At 57.2% G+C, this 9559-nt stretch carries 9 protein-coding genes; 7 read left to right on the top strand and 2 right to left on the bottom strand.

What is annotated here, in order from left to right; genetic code table 11:
- Positions 1–67: 67 nt before the first annotated feature.
- Positions 68–1159: an OmpA family protein gene (locus tag B2589_RS07185; RefSeq protein WP_286816081.1), complete on the bottom strand. Its 1092-nt coding sequence runs from the start codon at positions 1157–1159 to the stop codon at positions 68–70.
- A 238-nt stretch (positions 1160–1397) separates the two neighbouring features.
- On the opposite strand from B2589_RS07185, the gene B2589_RS07190 reads away from it, so the two are divergent.
- The gene (locus B2589_RS07190) at positions 1398–2921 is read left to right on the top strand and encodes a GGDEF domain-containing protein (protein WP_286816082.1); all 1524 of its coding nucleotides are present in this window, start codon (positions 1398–1400) and stop codon (positions 2919–2921) included.
- Here B2589_RS07190 and B2589_RS07195 read toward each other — a convergent pair.
- Complete coding sequence (locus B2589_RS07195) at positions 2900–3517, bottom strand: hypothetical protein (RefSeq protein ID WP_022989827.1); 618 nt, start codon at positions 3515–3517, stop codon at positions 2900–2902. The two genes, B2589_RS07190 and B2589_RS07195, sit on opposite strands and share 22 nt — an antisense overlap.
- A gap of 133 nt (positions 3518–3650) precedes the next feature.
- Between B2589_RS07195 and B2589_RS07200 the strand changes: the two genes are divergently transcribed.
- From B2589_RS07200 to B2589_RS07225, 6 genes are all read left to right on the top strand, one after another.
- Positions 3651–5012, top strand: coding sequence for a hypothetical protein (locus B2589_RS07200; RefSeq protein ID WP_286816083.1), 1362 nt, complete (start codon positions 3651–3653; stop codon positions 5010–5012).
- A 269-nt stretch (positions 5013–5281) separates the two neighbouring features.
- Complete coding sequence (locus tag B2589_RS07205) at positions 5282–5500, top strand: hypothetical protein (RefSeq protein ID WP_286816084.1); 219 nt, start codon at positions 5282–5284, stop codon at positions 5498–5500.
- 55 nt (positions 5501–5555) lie between these two features.
- Positions 5556–6017: a TadE/TadG family type IV pilus assembly protein gene (locus B2589_RS07210; RefSeq protein ID WP_286816085.1), complete on the top strand. Its 462-nt coding sequence runs from the start codon at positions 5556–5558 to the stop codon at positions 6015–6017.
- Between the two features lie 52 nt (positions 6018–6069).
- Positions 6070–7014 carry a Flp pilus assembly protein CpaB gene (gene cpaB / locus B2589_RS07215; RefSeq protein ID WP_286816086.1) on the top strand — a complete coding sequence of 315 codons (945 nt, stop codon included), beginning with the start codon at positions 6070–6072 and terminating at the stop codon, positions 7012–7014.
- Positions 7004–8182, top strand: coding sequence for a type II and III secretion system protein family protein (locus B2589_RS07220; RefSeq protein WP_286816087.1), 1179 nt, complete (start codon positions 7004–7006; stop codon positions 8180–8182). Before cpaB ends, B2589_RS07220 begins: the two co-directional genes overlap by 11 nt.
- 13 nt (positions 8183–8195) lie before the next feature.
- Positions 8196–9386 (top strand): AAA family ATPase, encoded by a 1191-nt coding sequence (locus B2589_RS07225; protein WP_286816088.1) that lies wholly within the window; start codon positions 8196–8198, stop codon positions 9384–9386.
- Positions 9387–9559 lie beyond the last annotated feature (173 nt).

Raw genomic sequence — 9559 nt, forward strand, 5'->3', positions numbered from 1 at the left:
ACTTTCGGGGGTCACTTCAGTACATTTCGAGTGGTGAAATGTGTCGGGGGTCTGACCCCGTTTTGGATTATTCAGCCCTCTTCATGATCTCCGTGTGCTCTCCAGACACAATCGCCTCTACCCGCCGGTTCTGGGCGCGGCCTGCGTCGGTTTCGTTGGTGGCAATCGGCTGGGACTCGCCCATACCCGTGGTGCGGATGCGGTCGGCGTTGATGCCGAAGTGGTCGATCAGCACCTTCATCACGGCATCAGCACGGCTCTTGGACAATTTCTGGTTGTAGGTAGACGGGCCGGTGCTGTCGGTGTGGCCTTCCAGCAGAATGCGGGACGTGGGGTACTGTTTCAGTACGGTAGCCAGGTTTTCCAGTTCCGGGTAGAACGACTGGCGCACTTCCGTTTTGTCGTGTTCGAACTCTACGTACAGGGTTTCTTTAATTTCCCGGGTCAGCTCCTTGGCGCAGCCGTTGTCATCCACCAGGGCTCCTTGTGGGGTATCCGGGCATTTATCGCGGTTGTCGGGTACTCCATCGCCATCAGAGTCGGCAGGGGCTACGGCCATCTTGGAGAAATCCAGCGGCCGCCGGCTAACCGGGGACGGCGGGTATTCGCGGCCGAACACATAGTGAATACCGGCGAATACCTGGGCGTCGAAGTACTCATCTTCCACCTCGATACGCCCGCGTACACCGGCCCCCGCCAGGAACCTCGGTGCAATCATTTTCTGCAGACCGCCCTCGCCGTACAGCATATCCTCACCCTTGGAACCGTAGGATTTCAGTTCGATATCCGCATGGCTGTACCCTGCACCGGCAAAAGGTCTCCAGCCGAACAGCCGGTAGCTGGCCGGGTGCAGGCGGCCACCAATGGTGCCCCGCAGTATGTCTGCATCGCGGTTAAAGTTGCGGGTGTCGGTTTCTGCGTAGCTACCCTGAAGCAGCAGGCTGACATTCGGATTGAACTGATGGGTGAAGTTAACGCCAAACTCCCAGTAGTTGGACAAATCATCCACTGCGCCGGATTTGTTCTCGGAGTTCCCTGAATCTACATAGCTGGCTTCAAGCCCCAGGCTGCTGTATTTCAAGGGAAAGTCCTGAGAGGCCAGAGCCAGCGAGGGCAGGGTTAACGCTGCAGCAATCACTGCAGTCCTCAAGGTTGGCATAGCTGAAACTCCTTGTTGTTTACTGACGTTGCTTGTCGTTTTCGATTTGTGATGCTAAGTATAGCACTGTATATTCGATATTATTTTTCGGCGCTGCCCGGCGATTGTCTGCCACCAGGGGCATCCGGTAGCGCCCGGAGTTGATCTGGTGGCCAGGGAGGGCGCTATGAACAGTAGCCTGCACACAACAAACGCTAGCATGATCATTTCATGGTTGGTTATTGCTGGATTGTTTTTATTGGTTATTTTTCAGTACTGGGAAGTAACCCGCTACCGGCGTAGGTTCAATAGGCTTCTTGGCGAAAGACTGGGCCTGGATGGTGAGGGGAGAGCCCCCCATTCCACCCAAAGCTGGTTTGTCGGCGAGTTGATGTTGCCGGTTATTCTGCTGGATACTGCGAAGGCCCGTGTGCTCAGTATCAGCCCCGGTGCCCGTGAATGGATGGCGGGCCTGGGAGTTTACCGGCCGGAAACCTTCATAGAACGACAGCTTGCCGATAACGATGGCGAGAACCTGAGTTTTCGTGAATTGAAGGAGCAACTGAGCCTCCACCACCGCGAATCAGTAAGCTTTATCGACCAGGTTGAACTGGTGGATGATGTGGGGCGTACCCGGCGCCTTGCCATTAACGTGACCTCGCTGCCGCTGGCCTGTACGCGGGGCGATCAATTGCTGGTGTTCGTGTCTGGCGTGATGTCAGAAACCGATGACGACACCGCCTTTCAAAAGTTCTACCAGCTGATCGGCGCCACGCTTACCCAGCCCAGCCTTCCGCTGGCCCTGAACTCCATCTTGTCTGCCCTTGCCAAAACCACCAGCCAGCCTGTGAGCTTGTCGGTGAGCATTTACCGCCCGGAAACCGATAGCCTGGAGCTCACAACCCGCAGGGATTTGCCGGATGCCCTGACCGAACCCCTTAAAACAGCAGCAGCCGGTTACGGCCACGGAGTGCATGCCACTGCTGCAATACTGGACCGGCCGGTTTTGCAGGACCTGCGCAAGCCGAGCGATTCGTTGCCAAGGGCCCTGGCAGCAAAAATGATGGCAGCGGGCGTAACTTTCTGGGCATCCTGGCCGGTATGTGGGCTCAACGGCCAGTTGCTGGGCACATTAGATGTATACGGTAACAGGCCGGGGGTGATTGACCGGTTATCCGGGCGGGTTCCGCTGGCCATTCATCTGGCCGCCGCCACGCTGGAGCGCCATCACGCCGCGAGGGAAGTGCAGGCCCGGGTGCAAAGCCTGGAGCGGCAGGCCCTGTTTGATCATCTCACTGGCCTGTACAGCCGGGGGAAGACAGAAGAGGCCATGCGCCAGGCCATTGCCCATGCCCAGCGCTACAAAACGCCGCTTGCGCTGGCAATGTTCGATATCGACCTGTTCAAGCGCATCAACGATACCTGGGGCCACGACATGGGGGATGAAGTGCTCCGGTCGCTTTCGAACCGGGTTCGCCAGACCGTTCGCGGTGCGGACGTGGTTGGCCGCTGGGGTGGTGAAGAGTTTCTGTTATTGCTTCCGGAAACCCGCCTGGAAGATGCCATGCTGGTGGCTGAAAACATTCGCAAGAAAGTGGAAGACGGCAACTACAGCCCGGTGCCGGTGGTTACCGTTAGCCTGGGCGTTGCGGACTACCAGCTGGGCGACACGCCGGAAACCCTGGTTAAGAAAGCGGATGAAGCCTTGTACGCCGCCAAGGAAGCCGGGCGCAACCGGGTGGTGGCGCACACCGGTTCAGGTTACAGGGAGGCTGCGTCCTGATGTTCGGTTGCCGGCGCCTTGAAGCTGACTTTTGTGCCAGGCGGTATCACGGTGGTTTCGTCGGTACGAATGGCGTCCATATTGAACACGGTGAGGAACTTCGCAGCACCAAAGCGGGTTTGCACATCGTAGGCGATGGCATTCAGCTCGTTGTAGGGCGGCAGGGCAACCAGCTTGTCCAGCAGGTCCATCCGGTTGGATGCTTTGCGTGGGAAGTCTTCGTTGGGGGCGCCTTCTTCATCTAGCCAGCGATTCCAGTGCTGGTTTATATCATCCAGCACTTCCCGGTTAGCCCGCTGGGGCAGGTTCAGGAACCGGCAGTGGCCAAAATTATCCAGCTTCTGTTTGTTGGCATCCCACTCGCCGATATCGATTTTAACGTCGGCAAAGCAGACTCCGGCACCAGAGCTGGCACTCTGGCGGACTGCAGCGCCAATCAGGCTGCCTGGGCCTTTGTGGCCGTACAGCAGGGTAACGCCCTTGGTGGGCAGCCGGAAGCCGTCATGCTGGAAGTAGTCTGGCCTGCAAATAATATGTGTGTCGGGCTGGGAATCACCCTCAAAAAAGAAGAACGTTTTGGCCCCGATAACAGACACGCTAGTGAATCCTTGTGACAGTTCAGTGCGCCCCATGCGGCGCTACGGCAAAATTGCCAGACTCAATAATTGGTTATGTTAACATCGTACACATTTTTGGAAAAACATACCCTATACCATACAGGTACTGTGCATGCAGCAATCCAGAAGCCGGCAATCCCGGAATGAGCTGACCCACCCCTCGGCACCGATCAGTGGTAATACGCTGATGAACCTTAAACTGGTTCTCGAAAGTGTAGTGGGTGATGGGGAAATCCGGGACCTTGACCTTGCCATGTTGCTGAACGTGCCGGTAAACCGCCTGGGCCGCCTGAAAAAGGCCGGTGCCCCCGCGGGCGCTGCTGAAACGCCGGATCCGGATGACGAACAGGACGATGCGGTCGCCGCGACGATTCGCCCCAACCAGGCCATCCTGGTACGCCTTCTTCTGAAACACCCGGAATACGCGCCGCTGACCATGCGCCCGGGTAATGCCGAGATGTTCGAACTGATTGCTCCGCTGATGCCCGGCACGGGCAGCAATGGCAAGATGGCCGGCAAGCAGGGTTACGCGCCGCTGTTTGGTCGCTCCTACGTGTCGTCCTACAAAATGCTGGCCGAGGCGGAATCCACCAGTTTGCCGGTTGTCCGTTTGCAGTTGTTGATTGTTGGCCGGCTGGGGGAAATGTTCCGGGAGCTGTGCCTGAAAAAAGTGCTGCAAGCCGCCAAAAAAGTGCCGGACTATGTCTTGCAAAGCCTGAAGCACGATGCCGGCTGGCAGTTGCTGAGAGCCCGGGACTCGCTGACCGACTGGATGCCGGATGTGGTTTTCGAGGAATTCAGTGCCGAGCTGCTCAGCCAGTGGCGCACCTGGTTTAACGAATGCTACATGACGGTGCTGCGCGACGAAGCGTTGTCACGGGACCTGGACCCGGACAAGGTGGCGCTCAAAGGTAACTGGACCAACCGGAAGAACGTAGAGCCGGCAGATCTTCAGAACTACGACCGCGCCACACAACCGATTCTCGGCTGTGAAGACAGCCTGTTCAGTATCTTCCGGGAAAGCTTCGGGCTGACCAGTGCCGAGGCGTTCTGGGCGCTGGGGCTGCAGGTGAAAGCTTTTTACCGTTTCCGCCAGCGCGCCCGGCAGCGCATCGACGCACCCTCAGCCCTGCTGGTCCGTTACCTGTTCCGTTACCCGGACGACATCCGCCACATTATTCCTGCACCACCCAGTGGCGAAAGCATTCTGCAAAGTATTCAACAGGACGATCCGGCCTTCCGCACCAGCCAGCTGGGCCCGATGTTTGGCGCCTCCCGGGTGATGAGCTACGAATTTGCGGCAGACCAGCACTCGAGCCCCTTCTTCGCCCGCCGCCTGGCCACCATTTATGCCGAACAGAAGCGTCGGGGTCAGCCGATTTATGCCCAGTTGCGGCAGTGTGTGGAAGACGAGCTGAAAGCCAGAGGGCTGGATTCCAGGGAATTCTGGCGTGACGGGCGTTGGAACCCTTGAGTTTCAAAAGTTAGAAGATGCAGGTTTGTGTAACTGCGTGTGTCAGTCGTGTTGCTGGCTTGGCCCCTTACGACAATAGATGAAGAAAGGCTCCCTTTTCTTACAAGATTTTGCACCCTTGGGGCTGTACAACTTGCAATAAGTAGATACCATCAGGGTATAAAGATGATACAGGTCAATATTGAATAACTTGGTCGATGTTAGGCGGCGAATTTGTCGCTTGGTGGTTTTAAATTCAATCAACAACAGTAAGCCAGAGGTGATCAGTTATGAAACTTGATAAAGCAGCAGTTGCTCGGATTAAGAATGCTACGCCTAAGAAGCAGAAGGGGGCTTCTTCGCTGGAGTACATTATGTTGGCGGCGGTGATTATTGTTATCGTGGGCGCAGCGTTCACGACAGGGTTGGGTAATGATGTGGTTGACTTTGTCAAAGGCATATTTGCTGATGCTACAACCAAACCGACCGCCCCAACAGGAACTCCGTAGTCCTGTTCGCACACCTGAGCGAATCGAGTTTTCTGGGGAGTAAGGGCTCATTTTCATGACTGCTTTAGATCCGCGGGTGGTGCAGTTTAAGGGGCAGTCTGGTGTGGTTGCCCTTGAGTTTTTAATGGTGCTGCCGCTACTCGTTGGGCTACTTTATGCCGGCCTCGTATATGGCGTGCTGTTCTTTCACAAGCTTGAGATGCAGCGAGCAGTCGATATAGCTGCCACCGCGGTTTTCAGTTTGGACCGAAGGCAGCATGCCGAATTCGGAAGCAATGCAGTGGCGCACAGTCAGAGTGCATTGGGAGGATTGTCAGCCCAATTGCCTGCACGAATCCGAAATCACATTATAAAAGAGGAATGCCTGGATAGATCAGAGGGAGGGGTGGAGATGCTTGTGTGTGAGCTAACGGTAAGCAGTTCCGAGCCTTTCTTGCCCCAACTGAACCTTGGATATTTGGGTAGCTTTCCTCCTCAGCCAAGCGAGTTGTCGGTAAAGGCCGCTGTGGCTTTTTGATCGCAGGTCAGGCCTATGACGTTCCAAACAAACACGGACGGGAATACAACAAATGAGGACAAGGCTCGTGTCCACCCTGCCAGCCCTGCTGCTGGCCCTGGTGGCGATCATTCTGGCGGTTGTGGGGTTGGTCAGATACAACGATCAGCCTGCAGCTACCTCATCATCGACAACCGGTCAGGTTGCCCGGTCTGAGCCGGCCGGCGAGAAGGAGCCGGCAAAGCCGACATTCACCTACCTGTTCGCTAAAGAGGATATCGAAGCCGGCACCGAGCTGAAGCCGGAGCTGTTCTCTGAAGTAACCACCACGGTTGAGCTGCCGGGCGCCCTCGCTAAAGACTCAGCGACCTTCGGCGAAGCTATCCCCAACCCCCTCAAAGCGGGTGCCCCGCTCACTGACTACGCCATGGAAGACTCAAGCATTCTGCAGCGCGAGCTGCCGGAAGGCATCCGTGCCGTGGCCTTTGACCTGAACCCCTTGTCTGGCATCGGTGGCCTGTTGCGCCCTGGTGACCTGGTTGATGTGGTGGCTACGTTCAAGGGCAACTCTGCGGATAGTGCCCTGAGTACCGTGTTGCTGCGGGAAGTCGAAGTGCTGGCTATGCGCGGAACAACCGACCCCTCCGGTGGTGCTGATGACGATGACCGTCGGCGCAACAGTACCATGGTGCTGGCAGTGCCGGAAGCCGAAGTGAACCGCCTCGCCCTTGCGTCTGCGGAAGCAAACCTGCGTTTTGTTGCCACCCGGCGCGGTGTATCCATGGCGGAGCCTGTGGAGGGTGACAGCGAAACCGAAGTGGTCACCCAGGCTGATCAGAAACCGCAAGAGCCGGAAGCCATCTTCCTGGCCGACATTCGTCCCCTTTCTCCGGAAGCAAAAGCCAAAAAAGAAGCGGAGGAAAAAGCCCGGCGCCAGGAAAAGCAGAAAGAGACAGACAACGGGCTGAAGGTCCAGATCTTTGAAGGTTCCGACACAAGGACAGTCTATGTTCGCTGATAAAACGAAAATGGCCCTTCGGGGGCTGGCTTGTCTGATGCTGGCGGGGTTACTGCCGTTCGCCGCCCATGCCCGGGACGAAGCGCCGGTTGCGCTCAGCCCCGGACAGCAACATGTGCTGGTGTTTGCAAAAGAACTGGAGAAAGTAGCTGTGTCCAGCCCGGATGTGGCGTCCGTTCAGGCCAGTGCGGAAAAAGAGGTGTTGGTAACCGCGAAGGCAACGGGTGAGACAACGGTCCGTGTATGGCTAAAAGGTGATGACACCCCTCGGGTGACGGATTACGCGGTGTCTGCCATGGCGGGCAAGCGTCAGCCGGTGCCGATGCAGGTGCAAACCGACATTCGGGTGGTGGAAGTGAACCGCCAGGAACTGAATACCCTTGGCTTTCATTACTCCAAACTGCTCAATGGTGGGGAGAATGCGTTTGGCCTGTCTCCCAATGGTGGCGGATTCACCAGACCCGGAGGTGTTCCCGGAAGCGCTCCCGGGCTGGGAACTGAGGGCTTTAACCTTTTCAGCTTTGGCGCCAGTTCACTGACCATCATCAACGCCCTGGAATCCGGCGGTTTCGCTTACACCCTGGCCGAACCCTCACTGGTCAGCCTGAGCGGCCAGAACGCAACCTTTCTGTCTGGCGGAGAGTTCCCGGTGCCTATCTCCGGTGATAACGGCGAGGTGGAAATCGAATACAAGGAGTTCGGTGTTAGCTTGTCTTTGACGCCCACCGTGGTAGACGAAAACCAGATCATCCTGAAAGTCGCGCCGGAAGTGAGCGACCTTGATTTCACCTCCGGCGTATCCTCCGGCGGAGTCTCTGTCCCCGGGCTTCGGGTTCGCAGAACAGAAACCATGGTGTCCATGGCCCCGGGTGAGAGTTTTATCATCAGTGGCCTGGTTAGCCGCAGCACCTTCAACAACAGTGACCGTCTGCCGGGGCTGGGTAACATCCCCATCCTGGGCGCACTGTTCCGCTCTGACCGCATTTCCAACGAAGAGCGCGAGCTCATTATGGTGGTTACCCCCAGGCTGGTCAGCGCCGTGCGGGAGCTCCCGGAATCGGCGAAAAATTTTGGCAAGAAGTACGAGTACAGCAGCACGGATTGGGGCGATATGGTCATCAACCCCAGAGAAGGAACCGAACCTCTGGAACATGGCCTGAGCTGGTAAGGAGCCCGACACCATGAGTGAAACCCTGATTTGCGTTGTTGAAGATGTCGGAGTGCGTGTCTGGCTTGAGCGTGTCCTGGAAGATGAGTGGAGCCTGGAATTTGTTTCCGCCTCGGACCTTTCCCGGGTAAGCCGGCTGGCTTCGGCAAGCGGTGCCAAACTGGCCTTGGTGGCCATCAGCGAGGATGACCCGGAAAAAGCCGTAAAACTGTTTTCGGCCCTGCACCAGTCCAATCCGGGGGTTACCCTGGTTGGGGTTGCCCGGCATATTTCCCAGGACGCGTTGCTGCAGGTGATGAGGGCAGGTGCCCGGGATTGCCTGATCACCGCGGTGGATTCAGACCGGGCGAGGGAGCGGGTCCAGAGCCTGGTCAATGAGGCGGCCGCCGAACGCCAGCAAAACGGTGAGCAAAAACGCCGCAGCATTACCCTGGTGGTTGGTGCGTCTTCGGTGGTGGATACCCGTTTCTTTGCCCAGAACCTGGCGAGCGAGCTGAATGACCTGTACCCGGAGCAGCGGGTGCTGGCGGTAGACACCATGGCCACAGAGAATCACGCTTTCTACTTCGACAGCCTCAGCCGGTTGTCGCTGAATGACCTGGTCAACCGCACGGATTCCATTGATGAATCCTTCGTTAACACCGCACTGGAAGAATGCAGGCCGGGGCTCAGGCTGTTGTCTGGCCAGATTATGGCGGACCAGCTCTCCGGCGACACGGCAGCGGACCTGTTCATTGCGATCTCCCGGCTGGCCGAGTTGTTTGATCACCTGATTATCCGGGTAGTGGAGCACCAGTCTGCAGATTGGCTGAAAATTCTCGGGGCTGACCTTTCGCGGCTGATGATTGTGGCCAATCCCATGGTTGAGCATGTGCAGTATGTGGAGACCATGCTGGCAGGTACAACCCAGTTGCTGGGCAGCAATTGCCAGACCAACGTGGTGATCGACGGCTTCGACAAGAAAGCTACGCTGGCGCTGGCCGATATGGAAAAACGGATGGGCACCCAGGCAAGCTTGAAGTTACCCCTGGATTGGCTCAACCGGCTGGACTCTATCAACGCTGGCGTACCCTTGTCGGCCTTGTTGCGGCGCTCTTCCTACCAGAAAGGCCTTGCGGAGTTTGCGAAGCGACAGTACAGCGAACAGTCGTCTGGTGCCGGCGCTCTAGGCTTCTTCAAAAAACGTGCGGCGGGCAAGGAGTAAACCGTGGCTACTCGTATCGATGAAGAGTACCAGCAGCTGAAAAAGCAGGTGCACAGTCATCTGATCGAGCGGCTGGAAGAAGAGGGCATCGAAGTAGAGCTGGCTGAAAAAGCCCAACTGGAGCATTTTGTGCAGGCCAATGTGGGCCAGTACGTCGCAAGCCAGCGAATTCC

Source organism: Marinobacter sp. UBA3607 (assembly GCF_002375525.1).
Taxonomy (GTDB): Bacteria; Pseudomonadota; Gammaproteobacteria; order Pseudomonadales; family Oleiphilaceae; genus Marinobacter; species Marinobacter vinifirmus.

Coding starts and splice junctions, on each gene's coding strand:
- B2589_RS07185 (WP_286816081.1), bottom strand. CDS start 1,159: ATGCCAACCTTGAGGACTGCAGTGATTGCTGCAGCGTTAACCCTGCCC.
- B2589_RS07200 (WP_286816083.1), top strand. CDS start 3,651: ATGCAGCAATCCAGAAGCCGGCAATCCCGGAATGAGCTGACCCACCCC.
- B2589_RS07205 (WP_286816084.1), top strand. CDS start 5,282: ATGAAACTTGATAAAGCAGCAGTTGCTCGGATTAAGAATGCTACGCCT.
- B2589_RS07210 (WP_286816085.1), top strand. CDS start 5,556: ATGACTGCTTTAGATCCGCGGGTGGTGCAGTTTAAGGGGCAGTCTGGT.
- cpaB (WP_286816086.1), top strand. CDS start 6,070: ATGAGGACAAGGCTCGTGTCCACCCTGCCAGCCCTGCTGCTGGCCCTG.
- B2589_RS07220 (WP_286816087.1), top strand. CDS start 7,004: ATGTTCGCTGATAAAACGAAAATGGCCCTTCGGGGGCTGGCTTGTCTG.
- B2589_RS07225 (WP_286816088.1), top strand. CDS start 8,196: ATGAGTGAAACCCTGATTTGCGTTGTTGAAGATGTCGGAGTGCGTGTC.